The 22,905-nt window shown below is 54.8% G+C and carries 19 protein-coding genes; 4 read left to right on the top strand and 15 right to left on the bottom strand.

What is annotated here, in order from left to right; translation table 11 throughout:
- Positions 1–20: 20 nt before the first annotated feature.
- The 10 genes from DZE2538_RS07290 to btuC form a co-directional block, all read right to left on the bottom strand.
- Entirely contained in the window at positions 21–659 is a 639-nt protein-coding gene (locus DZE2538_RS07290; protein ID WP_038915975.1) for an MBL fold metallo-hydrolase, read from the bottom strand.
- Between the two features lie 112 nt (positions 660–771).
- Positions 772–1,323, bottom strand: a complete 552-nt coding sequence (locus DZE2538_RS07285) for a YcbK family protein (RefSeq protein WP_038915974.1) — start codon at positions 1,321–1,323, stop codon at positions 772–774.
- A gap of 199 nt (positions 1,324–1,522) precedes the next feature.
- Positions 1,523–3,226, bottom strand: coding sequence for a L,D-transpeptidase (ldtD, locus tag DZE2538_RS07280; protein ID WP_023640117.1), 1,704 nt, complete (start codon positions 3,224–3,226; stop codon positions 1,523–1,525).
- Between the two features lie 319 nt (positions 3,227–3,545).
- Entirely contained in the window at positions 3,546–4,997 is a 1,452-nt protein-coding gene (locus tag DZE2538_RS07275; protein WP_038915973.1) for a protein adenylyltransferase SelO, read from the bottom strand.
- 251 nt (positions 4,998–5,248) lie between these two features.
- A complete protein-coding gene (locus tag DZE2538_RS07270) occupies positions 5,249–5,983 on the bottom strand; it encodes an EAL domain-containing protein (protein ID WP_038915972.1) in 735 nt (244 codons plus the stop codon).
- A 327-nt stretch (positions 5,984–6,310) separates the two neighbouring features.
- Positions 6,311–7,327 carry a lipoate--protein ligase A gene (locus DZE2538_RS07265; protein ID WP_038915971.1) on the bottom strand — a complete coding sequence of 339 codons (1,017 nt, stop codon included), beginning with the start codon at positions 7,325–7,327 and terminating at the stop codon, positions 6,311–6,313.
- 45 nt (positions 7,328–7,372) lie between these two features.
- Positions 7,373–7,837: an NlpC/P60 family protein gene (locus DZE2538_RS07260; protein ID WP_023640120.1), complete on the bottom strand. Its 465-nt coding sequence runs from the start codon at positions 7,835–7,837 to the stop codon at positions 7,373–7,375.
- Between the two features lie 152 nt (positions 7,838–7,989).
- Positions 7,990–8,760: a vitamin B12 ABC transporter ATP-binding protein BtuD gene (btuD, locus tag DZE2538_RS07255; RefSeq protein ID WP_019846132.1), complete on the bottom strand. Its 771-nt coding sequence runs from the start codon at positions 8,758–8,760 to the stop codon at positions 7,990–7,992.
- 2 nt (positions 8,761–8,762) lie between these two features.
- Positions 8,763–9,314: a glutathione peroxidase gene (locus tag DZE2538_RS07250; protein WP_019846131.1), complete on the bottom strand. Its 552-nt coding sequence runs from the start codon at positions 9,312–9,314 to the stop codon at positions 8,763–8,765.
- Between the two features lie 126 nt (positions 9,315–9,440).
- Complete coding sequence (btuC, locus tag DZE2538_RS07245) at positions 9,441–10,442, bottom strand: vitamin B12 ABC transporter permease BtuC (protein WP_038915970.1); 1,002 nt, start codon at positions 10,440–10,442, stop codon at positions 9,441–9,443.
- Between the two features lie 255 nt (positions 10,443–10,697).
- Here btuC and DZE2538_RS07240 point away from each other — a divergent pair, with 255 nt between their 5' ends.
- Positions 10,698–10,952, top strand: a complete 255-nt coding sequence (locus DZE2538_RS07240) for a hypothetical protein (protein WP_012884309.1) — start codon at positions 10,698–10,700, stop codon at positions 10,950–10,952.
- Positions 10,953–10,955: 3 nt separating this feature from the next.
- Here the strand turns inward: DZE2538_RS07240 and cobB are convergent, their stop codons facing one another.
- The 5 genes from cobB to lolC form a co-directional block, all read right to left on the bottom strand.
- On the bottom strand, positions 10,956–11,786 hold the full coding sequence (cobB, locus tag DZE2538_RS07235; protein WP_019846129.1) for a Sir2 family NAD+-dependent deacetylase: 831 nt from the start codon (positions 11,784–11,786) through the stop codon (positions 10,956–10,958).
- Positions 11,787–11,889: 103 nt separating this feature from the next.
- Positions 11,890–12,816, bottom strand: a complete 927-nt coding sequence (gene nagK, locus DZE2538_RS07230) for an N-acetylglucosamine kinase (protein ID WP_038915969.1) — start codon at positions 12,814–12,816, stop codon at positions 11,890–11,892.
- Between the two features lie 68 nt (positions 12,817–12,884).
- Positions 12,885–14,132 (bottom strand): lipoprotein-releasing ABC transporter permease subunit LolE, encoded by a 1,248-nt coding sequence (gene lolE, locus DZE2538_RS07225; RefSeq protein ID WP_023640123.1) that lies wholly within the window; start codon positions 14,130–14,132, stop codon positions 12,885–12,887.
- Positions 14,129–14,836 (bottom strand): lipoprotein-releasing ABC transporter ATP-binding protein LolD, encoded by a 708-nt coding sequence (lolD, locus tag DZE2538_RS07220; RefSeq protein ID WP_012884305.1) that lies wholly within the window; start codon positions 14,834–14,836, stop codon positions 14,129–14,131. The genes lolE and lolD overlap by 4 nt, the downstream gene beginning before the upstream one ends.
- On the bottom strand, positions 14,829–16,034 hold the full coding sequence (gene lolC, locus DZE2538_RS07215; protein WP_038915967.1) for a lipoprotein-releasing ABC transporter permease subunit LolC: 1,206 nt from the start codon (positions 16,032–16,034) through the stop codon (positions 14,829–14,831). Before lolC ends, lolD begins: the two co-directional genes overlap by 8 nt.
- Positions 16,035–16,162: 128 nt before the next feature.
- Between lolC and mfd the strand changes: the two genes are divergently transcribed.
- From mfd to yegD, 3 genes are all read left to right on the top strand, one after another.
- Positions 16,163–19,615 carry a transcription-repair coupling factor gene (gene mfd / locus DZE2538_RS07210; protein ID WP_201765542.1) on the top strand — a complete coding sequence of 1,151 codons (3,453 nt, stop codon included), beginning with the start codon at positions 16,163–16,165 and terminating at the stop codon, positions 19,613–19,615.
- A 301-nt stretch (positions 19,616–19,916) separates the two neighbouring features.
- The gene (locus DZE2538_RS07205; protein ID WP_038915966.1) at positions 19,917–21,449 is read left to right on the top strand and encodes an EAL domain-containing protein; all 1,533 of its coding nucleotides are present in this window, start codon (positions 19,917–19,919) and stop codon (positions 21,447–21,449) included.
- 93 nt (positions 21,450–21,542) lie between these two features.
- The gene (gene yegD, locus DZE2538_RS07200) at positions 21,543–22,892 is read left to right on the top strand and encodes a molecular chaperone (RefSeq protein WP_038917128.1); all 1,350 of its coding nucleotides are present in this window, start codon (positions 21,543–21,545) and stop codon (positions 22,890–22,892) included.
- Positions 22,893–22,905 lie beyond the last annotated feature (13 nt).

Here is a 22,905-nt window from a genome sequence, read left to right as displayed (position 1 = left end):
GTTGGTAGATAGCGCGATTATTACTCGGTATCACGCACAAATGGATTGGTACGACGTTCGTCACCAAAGGTAGACATTGGACCATGCCCCGGGATAAACGCGATATCATCCCCCAAAGGGAACAGTTTCGTGCGGATAGAGGCTATCAACGCTTGATGGTTCCCTTGAGGGAAATCGCTACGCCCTACACCACCGCGGAAAATGACATCACCCACCTGAGCAAAACGCTCCTGCTTATCGACAAACACCACATGACCTGGCGTATGCCCAGGGCAATGCAACACCGATAATACGGACTCACCCACAGTAACGGTATCACCGTCTTCCAGCCAGCGAGCTGGCGTCAGCGGTGGGCAATCATTCAGGCCGAACATACGGCTCTGAGCCGGCAATCCATCCAGCCAAAAAGCGTCTTCACGCTGTGGGCCAACGATAGGAGCCTGAAAATATTCAGACAACGCCGCCGCCGCTCCAACATGATCCAGATGACCATGCGTCAGCAGAATCTGGGTTACTGTCACCCCCGCCTGTGCTACGGCCTGTTTAATTTTGTCGGCTTCGCCGCCGGGATCAACAATAGCGGCCTGCAACGTTTTCTCACACCACAGCAGGGTGCAATTTTGGCTGAAGGCCGTAACAGGAATAATTTGGTACTTCATACCGCTCCGTTTCTACTCGACATCCTTATTCAGGGAATAAAACCACCGATATTGCCCGGCTGGCACCTGCATTTATGCTATCAGGTACTAATACTACCAGCAGGTACCAATACTACCAGGTGCGAATGGCACCGGTATCGATGTGCACAAAATTGCTCTGCGGGTAATACCCTACACCACCGGCGCGCATTTTCAGCGCCGCTTTTCGGATATTCGCCAGTTGGACGCCTTCAATATGGAAATCCATGGCTTTTCCCTGGGTGTGGTAGCTCTGTTTCGCCACGCCCTTACTGTGCGACCGCAAATCCTCATTGGTGCTGTAAGAACGGTAACCCGAGATCAGCTGTACCGGCTTGGTCGTACCCAACATGACCTGCAGGCGGTATAGCTGATCAAACAGCGCGGGGTCGATAGTTTTGACTTTATTGGCCCGATAATCACGGAAAAAATGGTTTAACCGGGATAACTCTGCTTTGTTATAACGCCGACCGTCGAAGAACTCGACCTTAATATGTTCACCGGTGTTGATATTGTTCAGCGTGAGAATGCGTGGACGCGAGGTGGAAAGCGAGGCCAGCGCCTGACCCGGTAACAACAGCGCCATCCCTAACGCCGCGCCGCCGATCGCCAACCATTTGCGTCGATGATTATCAATGTATTCCATAAAGATTGCATACCCTGGGCTAAAAGAAGCGAAGAGAAAAACAACAAGCAAAAATGGCGCATAAATGTACCGCTTTGCACCTTAACTGCCTGGGAGTGGTCCGTCAACCCGCTTTACCCACATGCTGACGCCCACTCTCACTGGCTTCCACTTCGCCACCCCGCCACCGTGATTCAGGAATTGCCCGAATTACGGATAGTTACTGTAATAATAATCCCACTTTAGACAAAGCCAGTGCGCCGGTTTTCACCGTGTCATCATAATTGTAAATATCTGTGCGGAATTGGGGCTTGCCATCGTCAGCCACCCAGGCGGTGAGATAGTAAAAATTCACCGGTATCCGCTGGCGCACTGCCACGTAGGTCGTATTCCCCTGCTCCAGGGTTGATGAAATGCGGGCATTGTTCCAGCCGGCATCCTGTAACAACAACGCCGCCAGTTCAGAAGCCTTATTAACACGCACACACCCGGAACTCAGCGCCCGAATATCTTTCTGGAATAACGCATGGTTAGGCGTGTCATGCAAATAGATAGAATCCGTATTGGGTATATTAAATTTATAGCGCCCCAGCGAATTGCTGTCGCCCGGTGCCTGACGCAAGCGATAAGGGAAGTTGCTGGCTGACATCATCGGCCAGTCAATCATGGACGGGTCGATAGGTTGGGCGCTCTCGGTCCAGTCCGACAACACCGTATAACCGTGACGCTGTAGATACGCTGGATCCTGAATCACTTTGGGAATGATATCCTGACGCGTCAGCGTAGTAGGCACGTTCCACGGCGGGTTCATCACCACATTGCTCAGTGAAGTGCTCATCAACGGCGTCTTGCGTTTAGGCTGGCCGACAATCACCCTGGACGACAAAATCTCCGCCCCATGCTGATAATAGATGAGCGAGTAGTTAGGGATGTTGACCATAATACCGCTGTTGACATTATCCGGCACCAGCCGCAAACGCTGGATATTCAACGCCAGCAATGTCGCGCGCATCTGCGATGATACATTGAGCCAGTCACGGGTGCGCTTGCCAATAACGCCATCGTCCTGCAAACCTTGTGAATGCTGGAAACGTTTTACCGCCTCGACAAGTTCACCTTCATAACGCAACGGGGATGCATTGTCTGACGAGGCATCATTAAACAGCGGCATAGCCGCACTATTCTGGCTGAGCATGCCGGTGCGCAACAGAATGTCTCTCAGTACCGGTAACACATTACTTTCATCACCGGGACGCAACGAATCCGCCAGCATCAGCTTCGGCCAGGGGCGTTTATCCATCAGCATATCTTTCAATGCCGCATGCATTTTCTCATACTGGGAATGGTGGGGAGCCAGTGACGCCATAAACGCAACCCCATTACCTGACGCCATCGCCCGCTGCCACTGTTCCATCATCGCTACCGGCGGTAAAGCCAGTTTGTAAGGAACACTGCCGTATAGCCAACTGTTGCCATTTTTCTCTACCCCGGCAACAAATTGCATATACCCCAGCATGGCATCAGACAGCACCACATCGCGAGCAAAACCGTTCAATTTAGGATCGGTTAACCAGCTCACCCAGGTGGTAAATTGCGGCTGAACACCGGATAGCGCCACCTCCGCAAGTTGTTGCTGGAAGGCTTTTACCGCCTGAGTGTCGCCCCATATCGGCCGTTTATGCTGGCGCGAATAGAGCGCAGTCAGCTCGTTCAGGTAGTAAGGGGTAATACCGGCAGGCAACCCTGCCGTGACAGAGGAATCATGTTGGGAGGCGTGATTTTGGGTCACCGCTGACGCCGCCACATTTCCGGACACCATGGGTGACGCTGCCTGAACGGAAAACGAAGTCAATACGCTACCCAACCAAATCGAACCGGCTACTCGCAAAAGCCGTCTTTGCGTATTTCGTTTGACTACCAACATCCATTTATCCCCTGTACTTAAAATGACACGGCTTTTATTACGCCGTTTTTAGCCACTGGCGTTGTTGCTGTCAGCCAGGATGGTTCACATCCACATTATCATCACACCGATGAGCGGTTACCACACACAACGTCCTGCCTCAACGCATCGACTTTGTCGCTGAACCCGCATCAGGAAAAACAGAGGATGCAGCCCTGACTTATATTGATTTTACGGCGTGTCATAGGAAATAACGAGTCCCCTGGCCCCGTAATTCCCATCATCATACAGTCAGTTATCGTGTTTTTCTTCACCCGCGTTGCATACCGACGAAACGAATCTAACTGGAGCAGGAAATCTCCAGATGCTTCCCCCAGTCTGGTGGCAAAGCGGCCAAATCAGCCTTATCAGGTTGCTCGGCATAGGGTTGTTGCAGCGTTTGATGCAGACGGGCAAGCGCACTGACATCCTCTTTTTCTGCCAGATCAATCGCCTGCTGGGCCAGATAATTACGCAAGATATAACGCGGATTAGCCTGTTTCATCCGTTGCTGACGCTCGGTATCATCCGCGCTTTCCAACATCAGCCGTTGGCGATAAGCACTGAACCACTCATCAAATGCCGCCAGGTCGATAAAGACATCTCGAAGTGGGGAGTGGCTGCTGTGTCGTTCCGTTTCCGACAGCAGCCGAAAAATAAAGGTATAATCCGCCCGCTCCCGCTTCATCAGTTGCAACAAGCCGACCAGCAGATCGTTATCCTGCGCCTGCGGCGTATCAAACCCCAATTTAGCGCGCATCAGCTCACCGAATCGCTGCATCAATGCAGGTTCATACCCCTCCAGCGCCTGTTGTAACCGCGCTACGGGTATCAACCCTGACAGTGATTGCGCCAGACGATGCAGATTCCATAACGCCACGGCGGGTTGGTTATCGAAGGCGTAGCGTCCCTGATGATCCGAGTGATTACAGATATAATCGGGCTGATAGTCGTCCATAAACCCGAACGGGCCATAGTCGATAGTCAACCCGAGAATGGACATGTTGTCGGTATTCATCACACCGTGAGCGAACCCAACCGCCTGCCAGTGTGCAATCAACCTCGCCGTGCGCGCCACCACATCACTGAACCACAGATAATAGCGATCGGCGTCCTGCTGCCACTGTGGCCAGTGACAGGCAATCACGTATTCTGCCAACTGACGGACTTGCTCGGGTTCACGCCGGTAATAGAAATGTTCGAAATGCCCGAAACGGACATGGCTATCCGCTACCCGCAATAGCATCGCTCCGCGCTCTTCCTGCTCACGCCGCACTGGATGATCACTACTGACGATGGTTAACGCACGCGTGGTAGGAACACCGAGGTGGTGTAACGCTTCCGATGCCAGAAACTCGCGCACAACGGAACGCAACACGGCCCGCCCGTCGCCCATACGCGAATACGGGGTCAGCCCGGCACCTTTGAGATGCCAGTCCTGCGTGCGGCCATCCGCCAGTTGCTGTTGCCCCAGGAGGATGCCGCGGCCATCACCCAGTTGCCCGGCCCAGACGCCGAATTGATGGCCGCTGTACACCTGAGCCAACGGCGCCATACCGGGCAACAGTCGTTCGCCAGTCCAGATACGCTGGTTATCGCCTTCAAACCAGTCAGCGGATAACCCGAGTTCCTGCGCAAGGGAGGCGTTGTGATACAGCAACCGCGCGCCATGCAACGGCGTTGGCGTCAGCTCGGTATAATATCCCGGCAGTTGCTGGTGATAGTGATTATTGAACGGCAGGTGATGTGGCATAACTTCCCCCTTTTTCATCAGTGTAGAACTGCAACGGGAGAATTAACACGGAGTAACTACAGGGCTATTAGCCGATAAGAACACACCGACAGAAACGTTACGTTGGATAGGAACATACAAGCGCGTGCATCATATAACCGGGGGCGACATTGCCATGCGGATGCCATACCACACTGGGCACGGCATCCGCATGGGTAGCGAACAAGCGGGATAGTAGTCAACCAAGGATAGTGGTCAACCGAGGATGGCGATCAACCGTAACAGGCTACCGGCATCAATACGTTATCCAACGCGTCTGGCGACACCGAGGGCCATAATTGCCCTTGAACGGCATTAACATTAAGCTCAAGCGCCTTCTCAAAACCCGCGACATTATCTACCCCTTTTGCCACCACCTTTAGCGAGGGACATTGTTTCCTCATCGCCAGTAACATAGGGTTAATAATAGACACACAAACAGGACGCGTTAATAATTTATTAGTAAATGCCGTATCCATTTTCACACTGGAAATGACACCATCATAGAAAGGTTTCATATTCATTTTGCCGGAACCAAAATCATCCAGCCATAAATGGAACGACTGACTTAATTTCATCAGCAGCGGATTATTCCGTCCGGATGATATATCGGGGAAATTCTCATTAATTTCAAGCTGCAGGAAAGGCAGCGAGCGAAATTCCCGCCCCAGCAACGTATCGTCGACCAGAAATTCCGTCAGCGTGTGATCGATTTTCAGCACCACCACAACTCGATGACGGATAAACCAGGCTGATTTCTCTTTGAGGATCGCCAGTTGTTCTCTGAGCAATGACTGCTTTTGGCGGCGATTCAGCATACCCAGTAAAATCGCCTGTGGGACGGAAAACCCACCTGATTCGTTCTTGAAACGTCCGCTCATCTCCAGTGCCAGTAACCGTGAGTCCAGGTGATAGACAGGAGAAAAGTGGTACTGACTGACATAGTCAACTGCAAGCTGGATACGCATAGTGTTATAGCCAGAGTTAAAAGATGAACCCGCCGTAACGAGCAGTCAGACAAAATGCGCTGCCTGACCTGATCCTATTCGCTGCTATCACTCCAGAAGCATTAAAGATTATTAACAATAATATTCAAAGCGGGTCAATGGCACTGCGTCTAATCACTCACCTACGCCTAAAAACCCGTAAGAAAATATGATAAATAATCCTCGTCCTTTTCACGCGAATACCATGTTGGTTACTGCCCAAACCGATGTTAATTTATCGTTTGGCTCTGTCTAAAAACAATCCGTTTTTCACTTTTCAGACAAACCCCTAATAGAGATTTCAAATTATTAACGCACGTTTTCCGATAGCCAGACAGTCAGTGCACGTATTTCATTGTGTTGCTGAGGATAATCCACAGCCAATTGCTCTCCTACCGCAAGCAATGCTTCGGGGCGGTAAAATACCCCTTTCAGCCGGTCGGCTAACGCCTCCAACGGGGTAGGATTCAGACTATCGGTAAACAGCTGGCACCGACTGATCACACCTCGCTCCACATCAAAATGCAGTTCTACTCCGCCCCAGTCAAAACGGGTATCCAGCGTATGGCTAAATTCCGGAGCCTGACCAAAATTCCACTCCCAACTGCTCTGATGCGCGAACCGCTCAGCGAACCCGGGGAGATCAGGGAACGCATCCGGCGAGATAATCTCTAGCTGACACACTGCCTGATAGTGTTCGAAAAACGCCTGTGTCACGGCGTTGCACACCGTTTCATGGCGAATATCCGGCAATAATTCCACCAGATTCGCCACGCGTGAACGTACTGAGGCAATACCTTTCGCCTGCAATTTCTTTTTATCCGGGTTGAGGTAATCCGCCAGGCGCGACAGGTTGGCGTCAAGCAGCAAGGTTCCATGATGGAATCCCCGGTCAATACTTTCCCGGTAGGCCGAACCGGAAATTTTCCTGACACCATCCGCCGTCTCAATCACTAAATCATTACGCCCCGACGCCTGTGCCTCTACTCCCAGCACAGACAGCGCGCGCAAGATGATCCCTGTCGAGACGCTTTTGTCGTAACCCGGTTTACCCGCCATAAAGGTGAAACAGGTATTACCCAGGTCATGAAACACCGCCCCACCGCCGCTACTGCGCCGGGCCAGCTTGATGCCATCTTGTTCCATCCGTCGGGTGTTGCACTCTTTCCACGGATTCTGTGCCCGGCCAATCACCACCGTTTCGGCATTTCGCCACAAAAACAGCACCCGCTGCGTCGGCGGCATCTGACGAAAGATGCACTCTTCCACGGCCAGATTGAACCAGGGGTCGACAGAGTCGGAAATCAACAAACGCAGTGCGGGCATGACGAGGCTCCGAAAACAGCAGGCCACCGTCAGGCGGCCGTAAAATCAGATGCGGCGGGCCTGCCAGTAGGCCCGTTTCCAGTAAACGTTGTTCAGCGATGAACGCATGACACCGCGACTGGTAGAAGCGTGGATAAACTGGTCATTACTGTCGTAGATACCGACATGCAGCCCGTTTTCGCCGCTGCCAGTGCGGAAAAAGACCAGATCGCCGGGTAATAAGTCACTGCGGTCAACGCGGGTGCCGATTTCAGTTTGCTCCTCGGTAGAGCGCGGTAATGTCAGACCGAATCGGTCACGGAAGGTCAGATAAACAAAACCGGAACAATCAATACCATTGTGATCAAGCCCGCCATAGCGATACGGCGTACCACGCCACTGCGCCAGTTGGGCGTGCAGTTGCGAACGCACCTCGCTGGTATCACCCAAACGGGTACTCTGCGGAACATGACTGCTACACCCGGCCAGAAACAATGCCACCACTATTAGCCAGACTCTCCAGAACCTCATGCCGTTATGCTCACTGTTACCGGGATGCCCCACAAAAACCGAATTACGACATATTATCATTCACGCTCTGACGTTAATCGTTCGAGAACAGAGAATTTTTCTGTCTTAACGGTACGTTACGGCGACTATCTCGCCGCTTATACCACCGTTTATCACTCCTGCTGTGCCAACATCCAGTGCCGCCCTTCCAGTACATAATCGGTAAAGGCGACGCCAAAAACCGACGATAGCGTTTCTGGCCGCATCACCTCGGCAGCGGTACCCTGAGCGGCCACTTCGCCGCCGGACAACAGCCAGACGCGATCAGCATGGTGCAAACTGTGGTTCAGATCATGGCCTGACGCCACCACGGTGATACCAGCACGGCATAGCTCCGCCAGCAACGCATCCAACGCGACGCGCTGGGCGATATCCAGGCTGGCGACGGGCTCATCGAGCAACAATAGCCGGGCGGAGGGGTTCAATGTCGGCCAAACCTGCAACAACACCGCCGCCAGCCTGACCCGTTGCCATTCACCGCCAGACAAACGCGTCAACGGACGGCGCAGTTTATCGGCTAACGACAGCCGCTCAGCCAGCCGCTGAACCACCCTATCCACCTCATCCGCCTCACCTGACGCTGGCTGGTGCAGTTGCAGGTACTGGAATACCGGCATCAACGTCGGTGCGCTGTGATTCTGGGGCAAATAAGCGCGCACTCTCGCCATATCGCGCGCCGACCACACCGCCATGGCCTGCCCCAACAACTGCGTTTCGCCCTCTCCCGGCTGTAGCCCCGCCATCAGTGCCAGCAAGGTACTCTTACCGGCCCCATTGGGGCCAATAATATGCACCAGCTCACCGCTATGACAGCCTAGCGTCACCGAGGACAACCGCCCAGCGACACTGACGTGATTAAGGCTCAGCAGGGGTTGATGCGTCACGATTACTGCGCCAGCGCCTGCTCAATCGCTTTGATGATCGCACTGTCGTCCGGCGTCATGTCCGGCGAAAAACGCGCCACAACATTGCCACGGCGATTAATCAGGAATTTTTCAAAATTCCACAGAATATCGCCAGGGTGTGCAGGGGCCTGACCTTTACTGACACGGCGCTCGTAGAACTCACTGCCTTGTGGTCGCAGCGCCTCTGGTTGAGCCTGAATCAACGCCTGATACAAGGGGTGACGACCGCTACCATTGACTTCAATCTTGCCAAACATCGGGAACTCGACGCCAAAAGTCCCACGGCAGAAGGCCTGTATGTCTTCGTTGCTGCCCGGCTCCTGCCCGGCGAATTCATTGGAAGGGAAACCCAGCACCGCGAACCCGCGATCGCGATAGGTTTCATATAGATTCTCCAGCGTTTCATATTGCCGGGTCAGCCCACACTCTGAGGCCACATTCACGACCAGCAGCACATTATTACGCCAGTTTTCCAGTGATGTCTGGCGGCCGTCGATGGTTTGCAGGGGAATTGCGTAGATGTCATTGCTCATTGTCTGTTCCTGTTGTTGTCAAACTAACGGATATCATCGAATCAACTGATGGTAGTAAACCGATTTATGTTATCGAAACGATTCTCTGTCGGCGGGTCATGGCGTCATAACGGATACCAGGCGGAATCACACCTGATGGCGCAACAGCAGCCAGATAAACCAGGGCGCCCCCAATGTGGCGGTGACCACGCCAACCGGCAGTTCCGCCGTGGCCAGCAGAGTCCGCGCCAGTGTATCCGCCAGCATCAACACAACGGCGCCAGCCAGACCACACCCGGTTAATAGATAGCGCTGATCCGTCAGCCCACACAAGCGCAAAATATGCGGGATAACCAACCCGACAAACCCTATCACGCCAGCCAGCGCCACACTGATGCCGACCAACGCCCCCATCGCCAGCACCAGCAGATGACGCCAGTACAATACCGCGACACCCAATTGCCGGGCAGCCTGCTCACCCAGTGCCAGATGATTTAGTACCCCACCGCAACGCGCCAGCCAGACCAGTAAAGGCAACATCAGTAGCATTAACCCGCTATAACGCCAGTCCACACCGCTAAAGCCGCCCATCATCCAGTACATCAACTGGCGCAGGTCGAGACTGGTGCTGAAATACACCGCCCAGGTCATCAATGCGCTACAAATAATGCCCAGCGCCACGCCAATAAGCAGCAAACGCGCATTGGAAACGCCAGCGCGGGAAAAGCGCAACAGCAATACTGTCACCAGCAATGCGCCAATGATGGCGCACAGGCTGAGGCTCCAGACTGGCAGCATCCCGTGACCAAGCAGCACCGCGATGACCAGCGCCACGCCCGCACCGTTGGAAACACCCAACAATCCGGGTTCGGCTAACGGATTATCAAACACGGCCTGCATAACCGCGCCGCTCATTGCCAGCCCCGCTCCCACTAGCATGACCGCCAACGTACGCGGCAACCGCAGTTGCCAGATGAACAGCGAGGATTCAGGGTCCAGCCAGTGTGTCGGCGCAATCCAACGATCGCCAGCACACAGGCTCACCGCCACTCCCACGGCCAGCAAGAGCCACAGCCCCAGCAAGCGCTGGCGATCACGCCGCCGCTGCTGCTGTTTCAGTTGGGTATAGCCTGCCGGGGTTGAGAGCATGCGAGAGCCTGTCATGAAGAAATCGGATCATGGCACCATAATGCGCATATCCACAGTGATATCAAGCTGATGCCGGGAATTTTCGCCAAAGAATGGAAAGCGGCCCGCAAAGCCTGCCGCCAGCAAACAGGACGGCGACCCTCTACGGTATGGTATGAAATGTGATTATCTCATCTAATTTGATTATTTTTCGTTCTAAGAAATCTCAACTACCTTAATAGAGTGACTTTCATCACCCTGTTGCGGAGTAACGTTATGCTGGCATCCTTTCTACGCATGCTGCATCGCGCCCGACGCCAAGGCCTCAGTCGGGATAGCAAGCCATCCGACGCCTGCGTCGAGTGCGAATACAGCTTCTATAATCATGAAGCCAACCTGCCGTTTGACCAGCTTGAAGAGTGCCTGCGCGCCCGCCGTGATGCGCTGATGCAGGAACGCCCACCGGTGGCGGAACCGGCGCCGGTCGGCACACGCCCACGCTGGGCAGCTCGATCGGCGGACTCAGGTTGAGATTCAGCTTGATGTTAACCCATGCCGTGCAAGCCAGCGATGGACATACTCCACGACAACCTTGCTGGCGGGTCCATAAATATGTTCATCAAACTGGCTTTGGATCTCACTCGGTTCCAGATTCAGTTCCACAGTGTGAGCGCCGTGCACCCGCGCTTCGTGAACGAAACCCGCCGCCGGATACACATGGCCTGATGTCCCAATGGCAATGAACACATTCGCCTGTGACAACGCATGGTAGATGTGATCCATACCCAATGGCATTTCACCGAACCACACCACATGCGGACGCAACGGTGCCGGGAACTGGCAGCAATGGCAACGATCGTCGACGGATAGATCGTCTGTCCACTCAAAGACTTGTCCACTGTGGCTGCAACGCACTTTCAGCAATTCACCGTGCATGTGGATGATTCGTTTATTGCCAGCGCGCTCATGCAGGTTGTCAATATTTTGTGTGACCAGTAAAAAATGGTCGCCCAGCGCGGCTTCCAGCTCCGCCAACGCCAGATGCGCGGCATTCGGTGCAATCTCCGGCTGCTGTAGCTGCCGACGACGCATATTGTAGAAATTCTGAACCGTTTGCGGATCGCGATGGTACCCTTCCGGGGTCGCGACATCCTCCACCCGATGTTCTTCCCACAACCCATCCGACGCACGGAACGTGCGAATACCGGACTCAGCAGAAATCCCTGCTCCGGTAAGTACAACAACACGTGGTTTATTCACGTTTTTGACCACCAGATAATCAAGATGAAAAATGCGGGCACACAAACGCTGATGACGCAGACGTTTTCGTTGCCGAAAACGGTGTAATCGTTGACGCGAGTGCATGTCTGCTCCTTAGCCTGTCTTACGCATACCGCTGCTGATTGACTCTCGGCGGGTTCGCTTTATGTCCGCTCTGACAGCGGGGTTATCCATCGCCGCATCCACATCAGGACGGCAGCGACGGACTCATCAAGTGTAGCAATGCTGCGCCGCGCACGCCGCCTGCATCGCCATGTCGTGCTTTCTCAATACGCGGGACGCGAGCCACCGGCAACAGATTGTCTGGCAATCGCTGCGGCAACTGACGGTAAATCTCATCGAAATTCGACAACCCACCGCCAAACACGACCAGATGCGGGTCAATCAACGTTAGCAGATTTCCCAAACATACCGCCAGCAACGCCAGATAGCGATCGACATGCGTCTGTGCCTGCGGGTCGCCAGCGTAGAAAGCACGGATAATCTCCGGTGCCGACAACGTACGATGGTAAAAATGCGCGTACAACCATTCAAACCCACGTCCGGAAAGGTAATTTTCCACACAACCGGTACGCCCGCAGCCGCAGGGCACCCGAGGAATAGACGCGCCAAGAATATCCAGCGCATCGACCGGCAGGCGAAAGTGTCCCAGTTCCCCGGCGACACCGTTTTTCCCGTCAACGACCCGGCCGTTCACCACCAGACCACCACCCATACCGGTGCCGAGAATAATCCCCAGCACCACCGGGTAAGCACGAAATTCGTTGTCCCAGGCTTCCGAGAGTGCAAAGCAATTGGCATCGTTACTGAGCCGAACCTCACGTTGCAGTCGCTGACTGAGATCGGCCCGCAGCGGTCGCCCCATCGCGGCGGGCAGGTTGGCTGCGAACAAGGTGCCATCATCCGCATTTTCCATGCCTGGCACACCGACGCCGACGGTTCCCTGACACCCACTCAACGCATCCGCCTCACGTGTTAACGTCATCAGGTCATTTAACAAATGCTCATAATCATCACGGGGGGTCGGAATACGTTTTTGCCAGATACGCTGTAGCCCGGCGTCAAATACCGCCAGCTCTATCTTGGTGCCTCCGATGTCAAAGCCGTAGTACATGGATGCTCCCTTCACGTCGCACATCGGACAAAAAACAACGCCATTACCTAAGGCAATGGCGTTTCAGATTACTGACCGCTCAATATCCGCGCCGGATCGATACGGCTGGCGCGCCGGGCCGGATACCAACTGGCTATCAGACTCAACACCAGCGAGGTTCCCAACACGATAACCACGTCCAGCATGTGCAGCTCGGACGGCAGAAAATCGATGAAATAGATATCACCGGACAAGAAATGATGACCGGTAAGCGTTTCAAGCCCACGGATAATCGGCGTCAGTTGCAACGTGACCACAATCCCGACCACGGTACCGACGATGCTACCGAGCAACCCGGCCAATAGCCCGTACCAGACAAAAATCGCGCGGATAAGGCCATCGCCCGCTCCCAGCGTGCGCAATACCGCGATATCGCTGCTTTTGTCCTTCACCGCCATCACCAGCGTGGAAACGATGTTGAAACAGGCCACCCCAATCACTAACACCATCGCCAGATACATAATGGTGCGGATCATTTGAATATCGCGGTACATGTACCCGTAAGTGCCGATCCAACTGCGGATATACACAAAGAGGCTGGTGGCTTCCCCAGCGTCATGCACCACTTTCTGCGCGGCGAACACATCCTGCACTTTGATGGCGATACCGGTCACGCCATCACCCAGCTCCAGATACTGCTGCGCATCCGCCAGCGGTACCAGTGCCAGGCTATGATCCAACTGACCGCTCAACTGCAGGATACCCGCGACCTGAAGGCGAATGCGCTTGGGTTGCAACAGCTTCATCTGCGGGTCGCTGTTAGGGATCATGACCGTGACCCAATCGCCACTTTTCACACCCAGCGTATCCGCCACACCTTTCCCGATAATTACCTGTTGCGCCCCGGCATGAAAACGCGACCAGGCGTTATCCTGCACGAATGTGGGTAACGCGCTGAGCTTCAGTTCCTGTTGTGGGTCCACGCCCTTGAACTGAATCGCCTTGAGACTGGCTCCGTTTTCCAACAGCCCGGTAAAACTGACGTAAGGCGCGGCAGCAGCCACGCCAGGCACCTGTTCGATTTTCGGCAACAACGGTTGCCAGTGGCGAAACGGCTGCTCGCCCGCTTCGATCTCGCCGTGCGGTACAACGGCCAGAATACGGTTGTTGAGTTCACGCTCGAAACCGTTCATGGCACTCAGTCCGACTATCAATACCGCGACACCCAGCGCGATACCAAGGGTGGAAATGACCGAAATCAGCGATACCATACCGCTGCGACGACGCCCGCGGCTAAAACGCAACCCAACCAGCAGCGAAAGCGGAGGAAAGGTCATTGCGACGCCCCCATCAGGGTTAACTCCTGCTGCAACTGTCCATCACGCATTTCCAGTTGTCGGCCGAGACGGCGGGCCAGACTCAGGTCGTGGGTGACCACCAAAAACGCCGTCCCCTGACGTACGTTCAGCTCACCCAGTAACTCAAAAATGGCATCGGTAGTACGCTGGTCAAGGTTGCCGGTCGGCTCGTCCGCCAGCACCAGTGACGGGTTATTCACCAGCGCGCGGGCAATCGCCACACGCTGGCGCTCACCACCGGACAATTCAGAAGAGCGGTGCTGACTGCGCTGTGCCAGACCGACTGCCGCCAGCATGGTTTGCGCGCGTTCTTTGGCCTCTTTGGGGGCCACATTACCGATAAGCAGCGGCATCGCCACATTTTCCAGCGCGGTGAAATCCGGCAGCAGATGATGAAACTGATAGATAAAACCCAGTTCGCGGTTACGCAGCGCCGCTTTCGCCGCCGCTGACAGTTGATTCAACGTGTTACCCTTGAACACCACCTCACCGGAGGTCGGCGCGTCCAGCCCACCCAGCAAATGCAACAAGGTACTTTTACCGGATCCAGAGCTGCCGACAATCGCCATCATCTCGCCATTCTGCATTTCAAATGACACATCGCGCAGCACATCGGTCGACAGGTTGCCTTCCTGATAGCGTTTACACAGCTGACGGCACTGCAATAAAGGTGAATTACTCATAACGTAAAGCCTCTGCGGGATGGGTGGCGGCCGCGCGCCAGGAAGGATAAAGCGTGGAAAGCAACGCCAGCAGCATAGCGACCAGCGCAATGGCGATCACCTGCAACGGCTGGATTTGTACCGGTAGCGAACCACCGTCAATCAACAGCCCCAGCATCGGTATCAGCGTATTCAACTGGCTGGCCAGCACCATACCCAGTATCGCCCCGACCAGCGCGCCCACCACACCCGCGCCGCCGCCCTGAACCATAAAGACTGCCATGATTTGCCGCCGGGTCAGCCCCTGCGTTTGCAAAATGGCGATCTCGCCCTGTTTCTCCATCACCAGCAAACCCAGTGAGGTAATGATATTGAACGCCGCGACAGCCACGATCAGGCTCAACAACAGCCCCATCATGTTTTTCTCCATCCTGACGGCCTGGAACAACTCCCCTTTGCGCTCACGCCAGTCTTTCCATACCGTTCCTGACGGCAATGTCTGCTGACTCAGCGTATCCACCGCCAGAGGTTGATCAAGCCACAACCGCCAGCCGGTAATGTTACCAAGGGGGTAGTGCATCAGACGCGACGCATCCTGCTGGTTCACCAACAGTTGGTAGCCATCCACTTCGCTGTGGGCATAAAACGTGCCGACCACGGTAAACAAACGCTGACTGGGCACCCGCCCCATCGGCGTCAACTGACTGGCGCTGGTGACCATCAGGCGCAGTTGATCGCCGGGTTTAACGCCAAGCTGGTTGGCCAGTTGCTCACCGAGAATCACCTGATATTGCCCTGGCTGCAGTTGCTGTAATGACGCGCCATGTGTCAGGTAGTTCGCCAACGGCTCTTGTTCATCCGGGTTGACACCCAGCATCACCCCTACCGCCACGCTGCGGGCGCTTTGCAGCACCACATCGCCGGTCGTCAGCGGTGCAATGCGCCTGACGCCCGTCAGACCAGAGAGTGACGCGGCAGACAATGTCTGAGGATTCAGGGAGCCTTGCGGCGTCGTGATGAGTGCCTGAGGCATCAGCCCCAGAATGCTGTTTTCCAGTTCCCGCTCAAAGCCGTTCATCACCGACAAGACGGTGACCAGCGCCATCACTCCGAGGGTAATGCCAATGGCGGACAACCAGGAAACAAACCGCCCAAAGCGGTCCGCGGCCCGCCCTCGCATATAGCGCAGGCCGATAAAAAGTGCGACAGGTTGATGCATGAAATCCGTCTGGATGAGGTTGCTAAAGCAAAGTGAACAAGGATAATAAAGGGTAGTACCGCTTTATGGAACCCTAAGCCTCTCTCTTCCCGACTTTTTCTTAGTGGATATCGAGACCTGATAATCGGATGATGCCTGAACAATATCGCTATACCTTGCCTGGCAAAGCGGGCGAACAACGCCTGCTGGGTCAGCTTACCGGTGCCGCCTGCGCCGTCGAATGCGCAGAAATCGTTGAACGCCACACCGGACTGGTGGTGCTGATTACGCCCGACATGCAAAATGCTCTGCGCTTGCGCGACGAAATTCAGCAATTTACCGGCCACCCGGTCATGACGCTGCCAGATTGGGAAACGCTGCCCTACGACAGCTTCTCGCCCCACCAGGAAATTATCTCCGCCCGTCTCTCTACGCTTTACCAGCTTCCCTCGCTAACACGCGGCGTGTTGATCTTGCCGGTCAATACCCTGATGCAGAAAGTGTGCCCGCACGCGTTCCTGCACGGCCATGCGTTGATGCTGAAAAAAGGCCAGCGCCTGTCTCGTGACCGGCTGCGCGGCCAGTTGGAACAGGCCGGTTATCGTAGCGTCGATCAGGTGATGGAACATGGCGAATTCGCCACCCGTGGCGCGTTGCTTGACCTGTTCCCGATGGGGAGCGAAGAGCCGTTTCGTATTGATTTCTTCGATGACGAGATAGACAGCCTGCGACTGTTCGACGCCGATACCCAACGAACCCTGAATGAAGTCGAACAGATTCATTTGTTGCCGGCGCGGGAATTTCCTACTGACAAAAACGCCATCGAGCTGTTTCGCAGCCAGTGGCGCGAGCAGTTTGAGGTCAGGCGCGACGCCGAGCATATCTATCAGCAGGTGAGTAAAGGTACCCTGCCCGCCGGGATCGAATACTGGCAGCCGCTGTTTTTCGACCAGCCGCTGCCCGCGTTGTTCAGTTATCTGCCAGCCGGTACGCTGCTGGTCAATACTGGCGATATCCAGCAAGGTGCCGAGCGCTTCTGGCAGGATGTTCAGCAACGTCATGACAGCCGCCGCGTCGACCCAATGCGCCCACTGTTGTCGCCGGAGGCACTGTGGCTACCGGTTGATGCGCTGTTCGCCGAGCTCAAGCAGTTTCCACGCGTACAGCTTCGCAGCGATACGCTGCCGGACAAAGCCGCCAACCTGAATATGGGCTACCAGTCGCTGCCGGATCTGGCGGTCCAGCATCAGAATAAATCGCCGTTGGATGCGCTGCGCCGTTTCGTGGAGCAGTTTAACGGGCAGGTGGTGTTTTCGGTGGAGAGCGAAGGCCGCCGGGAAACCTTGCAAGAGTTACTGTCCCGCATCAAGTTGTCGCCAACGCCGGTAAAACGTCTTGAACAGCTGTCATCCCCCGGATGTTACCTGATGATAGGGGCCAGCGAACACGGCTTTATTGACACCCTGCGCCAGCGCGCGCTGATCTGCGAAAGCGACCTGCTGGGTGAGCGCGTCAGTCGTCGGCGCCAGGACAGCCGCCGTACCATCAATACCGATACGTTAATTCGCAATCTGGCGGAACTGCGCCCAGGCCAACCGGTAGTGCACCTTGAACACGGCGTCGGCCGTTACGCCGGGCTGACCACGCTGGAAGCGGGTGGCATCAAGGCGGAATACCTGATTCTGCACTACGCCGGTGAAGACAAACTGTACGTGCCGGTCTCCTCGTTGCACCTGATCAGCCGCTACGCCGGTGGTGCGGAAGAAAGCGCGCCACTGCATAAACTGGGCGGCGACGCCTGGACGCGAGCACGGCAGAAAGCGGCGGAGAAAGTGCGTGACGTGGCCGCCGAACTGCTGGATGTGTATGCCCAACGCGCGGCGCACACCGGCTTCGCGTTCAAGCACGATCGCGAACAGTACCAATTGTTCTGTCAGGGCTTTCCGTTTGATACCACCCCGGATCAGGCGCAGGCTATCAACGCCGTGCTGAGCGACATGTGCCGACCGTTGGCGATGGACCGGCTGGTGTGCGGTGATGTTGGCTTCGGCAAAACCGAAGTGGCGATGCGCGCGGCGTTTTTGGCGGTGGAAAACCATAAGCAGGTGGCGGTACTGGTGCCGACCACCTTGCTGGCGCAGCAGCACTTCGACAATTTCCGTGACCGTTTCGCCAACTGGCCGGTGCGCATTGAAATGCTGTCACGCTTTCGCAGCCAGAAAGAGCAGACGCAGGTGCTGGAACAAACCCAGGAAGGCAAAGTGGATATCCTGATCGGTACCCACAAATTACTGCAAAGCGATGTCCGCTGGCGGGATTTGGGGTTATTGATCGTCGATGAAGAACACCGCTTCGGCGTGCGCCACAAAGAGCGCATTAAAGCGATGCGTGCCAATGTGGATATCCTGACCCTCACTGCTACGCCGATTCCGCGTACCCTGAATATGGCAATGAGCGGCATCCGTGATTTGTCGATCATCGCCACACCGCCCGCTCGTCGTCTGGCGGTGAAAACCTTTGTGCGTGAGTACGACAATCTGGTAGTGCGTGAGGCGATGCTGCGTGAAATTCTGCGCGGCGGGCAGGTGTATTACCTCTACAACGACGTGGAAAACATCGAAAAAGCCGCCCAACGACTCAGCGAGCTGGTACCGGAAGCGCGTATCGCCATCGGTCATGGACAGATGCGCGAACGCGACCTGGAGCGGGTGATGAACGATTTCCATCATCAGCGTTTCAATGTGCTGGTGTGCACCACCATCATAGAAACCGGGATCGACATCCCCAGTGCCAATACCATCATCATTGAGCGCGCCGACCATTTCGGCCTGGCACAGTTGCATCAGTTACGTGGCCGCGTCGGCCGTTCACACCATCAGGCTTACGCTTACCTGCTGACCCCCACCCCCAAAGCGATGAGCAGTGATGCCCACAAGCGACTGGAGGCTATTGCGTCGCTGGAAGATTTAGGTGCCGGTTTTGCCCTTGCCACCCACGACCTTGAAATCCGCGGTGCAGGGGAATTGCTGGGTGAAGACCAGAGCGGCCAGATGGAAAGCGTCGGCTTCTCGCTGTACATGGAGTTACTGGAAAGCGCCGTAGAATCACTCAAAGCGGGGCGAGAACCGTCGCTCGACGACCTGCTTAGCAGTCAGACCGACGTAGAATTGCGCCTGCCTGCACTGTTACCAGACGACTTCATTCCTGACGTCAATACCCGTTTGTCGTTCTATAAACGCATCGCCAGCGCCAAAAACGATAACGAACTGGATGACCTGAAAGCGGAGCTGATCGACCGTTTCGGTACATTGCCGGACGCCGCCCGCCACTTGCTACAGGTCGCGGCATTGCGCCAGCAGGCACAAGCATTGGGCATCAAACGCATTGAAGGCAATGACAAAGGCGGGTTCATCGAATTCAGCCAGCACAATCGTGTCGACCCGACACACCTTATCGGCCTGTTACAACGCGACCCCAAAGTGTATCGACTGGATGGGCCGACTCGGTTGAAATTCATCAAAGAGTTGGACGGATACCCGAAACGACTGACGTTTATCACCCAACTGCTGGAGGAGATGGCACAGCATACGTGCGCGGCCTGATGACGTTGCTATACCCTAAATAATTCGAGCTGCAGGGCCAACGTACCTGCAGCGTGAAGTATGACGGGTATAAATGACTTGATGACTTTTCTGAACTAATTCTTGTGGCCCGACTAAAATCAAAGGAATAATCGCCGATATATATCCAGAATATTCAGATTGCAGGACAGAACGTATTACGTTTTGCATACACCGCGTTGGCCCACCGGGGCAAGGTGTCCACGGATGGACGGGTTATCCCTGCAATAGTAACGATGATGGATATAAAACAACGATAAGGTCGGATCAAGGGCCACAACCAATGAATAAACTAATCGCTTTTCTGACTTTTTTAGCGATGTTCGCCGTGGGCTTATGGGTAATTTATTATCAGGACTACCGTACTGATCGTCAGGGCGCGTATGACAATGCGCAACGAGCGGTCAGTAATATTGAAGACATTCTCAATGAGGCTAAAGACGCGGTAGAAGGAAGCAAACCGCTACTGGCCTACCCCTGCACGCCTGACGTTATCCGGCAATTGAATATGACGGCAGCCCTTGGCAGCCACCTGCGCACGGTCAGTTTGATCAAGAACGACGTGGTGTACTGCTCATCCTTGTATGGTGTGGATAACCGCCCCGCTGCGTTGGAGCGTTTCCATATGCGGGAATTGGCGCTGCTGGCCGGGAACTCGGTCACGCCGGACAGAACCCTGATTATGTACCTCGGCAACACGCCATCCGGCAGTGTGGGGGTGGCCATTCACGGTCAACACCTGACGAATGTGCTCGATTTACTGAGTAAACGGCGAGACCTTTATTTATCCGTCGGCAATACCTGGATATCGCGTGAGAATAAAGTATCAACACTTACCCCGGACGCTCTACATAATTTTGTTATTACCCCCTCCAGCCACTATCATTTCGCTATTCTGTTTCCAAGTAACGATAAATATTCTATTGCCGATTTCTGGGATCAGGAAAAAATGACTTTTCTGGTGGTGTTTTTTATTGCGCTGGGTTCCGGTGTGCTGGCCTATAAATATTCGACACGCTTTAACTCGCCTTATGACGGTATTCGACGCGCCATCGAAAATCAGGAAGTGTTACCCTATTACCAGCCGGTTATCGCGAATGAATCGCGGGAAATCTACGGTGTGGAAGTGCTGGCGCGCTGGCACCATCCGAAAAGCGGGTTTATTCCCCCCGATATTTTCATTCCGCTGTGCGAACAAAGCGGGCTGATTATCCCCCTGACACGTACGCTAATGAGTAGTGTGGTACGCGATTTGACACCGCATCTGGACTCGTTGCCAGACAATTTACACATTGCGATTAACATCAGCGCTCAGCACTGCCAGTCAGACGATTTTATTACTGACTGCCAGAATTTCATCACCGCCTTCGGCGATAAAAACGTGCATTTGATGATTGAAATTACTGAACGGGAAAAAGTCGACATTACACTGGACACCATCGCATTCTTCAAAAAACTCAGTGATGCCGGTGTCTTGATAGCACTGGACGATTTCGGTACCGGTTATTCTAATTTTGACTATCTCAGAAAATTGCACGTCAACGTCATCAAAATCGACCAGTCGTTTGTCAGCATGATCGACGAAAACGATCCGCAATCCAGCACGCTGGTGAACTGTGTTATCGATCTGGCACAGCAAATGAAACTGATGACGATCGCCGAAGGGGTGGAAACCGAATATCAGGCCGAATTCTTATCCCGTAAGCAGATCAACTTCATGCAGGGGTATTTCTTCTCCAGACCCTTGCCGTTTGATGAGCTGGCACGTACCTGGCTGACGCAAACGCAGAACGTCGATGGCGAGCAGCGTCCCTGACAACACACGATTTTTATCCTCCGCGTCTCTTTACAAGCTCCGGAGCAAGCGGTAAATTCCCGCCCCTTCTCTACTGGCATGGGGATGACAATCATGTTTGTCGGCTTTGACTATGGAACGGCCAACTGTTCGCTGGCTGTCATGGAACACGAAACACCACGGTTGTTGCAACTGGAGCAACAAGCGCCTTATTTACAATCTATGTTGTGCGCGCCCAGTCGCGAAGCGGTGAGTGAATGGTTGTGGCGACATCATCAGGTCGCGGCCGAGGGAGAAAACGCCCGGCAACTACAACGCGCCATCAGCCACAATCGCGAAGAGGATATTCGTGTTCAACCCGATAGCGTCAGATTCGGGCTGGACGCATTGTCGCACTACATGGATGACCCGCAAGATACCTGGTTTGTTAAATCACCCAAGTCGTTTCTCGGCGCAACCGGACTAAAACCACAGCAGATAGCGCTGTTCGAAGATCTGGTCTGCGCCATGATGCTGCATATTCGTCGTCAGGCCGAGCAACAACTTGACCGGCCTATTGAACAGGCGGTCATCGGGCGACCCATCAACTTTCAGGGGATGGGTGGCGAAGAGTCCAACCTCCAGGCTCAGGGTATTCTGGAGCGTGCCGCCGGGCGCGCCGGGTTCCGGCAGGTGGCGTTTCAATTTGAGCCGGTGGCGGCTGGTCTTGATTTTGAAGCAACCCTGCAACAGGAAAAACGGGTACTGGTGGTCGATATCGGCGGCGGTACCACCGACTGTTCGATGCTACTGATGGGGCCAACGTGGCGTCATCGCCGGGAGCGCGCGGAAAGCCTGCTCGGCCACAGCGGTTGCCGGGTCGGGGGTAACGATCTGGACATTATGCTGGCATTCAGGCAGTTCTGCCCGTTGCTGGGCATGAACGGCAGCACCGAAAAAGGCACCGCCCTGCCGGTCTTGCCGTGGTGGAATGCGGTGGCTATCAACGATGTACCAGCGCAGGCTGAATTCTACAGTAACGCCAGCGGCAAGCTGCTGCGTGATTTGATTCATGATGCCCGCGAACCCGATCAGGTAGCACGCCTGCTGACCGTATGGCGTCAGCGACTCAGCTATCGGCTGGTTCGGCTGGCAGAAGAACAGAAAATTGCCTTGTCGCAGGCAGACATTTCGCAGGCCTGCCTGCCGTTTATCTCGCCCGAACTGGCAACCGACGTCAGCGTAAACCAGCTGGAAGAGGCGATCGCACAACCGCTAGAGCACATTAAGCGCCAGCTTATTCAAGCACAGGAAAGCAGCCAGACGCAGCCGGACGTCATTTATCTGACTGGCGGTAGCGCCCGTTCGCCATTACTACGCACTGCCATCAGCCACTGCCTGCCTGGTGTCCCAATCGAAAGCGGCGATGACTTCGGTTCTGTCACCGCCGGTCTGGCCCGCTGGGCACAGACACTGTTTCGCTAGATAAAACCTGCCG

The sequence above is a fragment of the Dickeya zeae NCPPB 2538 genome (assembly GCF_000406165.1).
GTDB classification, from domain to species: domain Bacteria; phylum Pseudomonadota; class Gammaproteobacteria; order Enterobacterales; family Enterobacteriaceae; genus Dickeya; species Dickeya zeae.
Note: the sequence above shows the minus strand (reverse complement) of the source record. Positions and strands in the feature narration are given on the sequence as shown.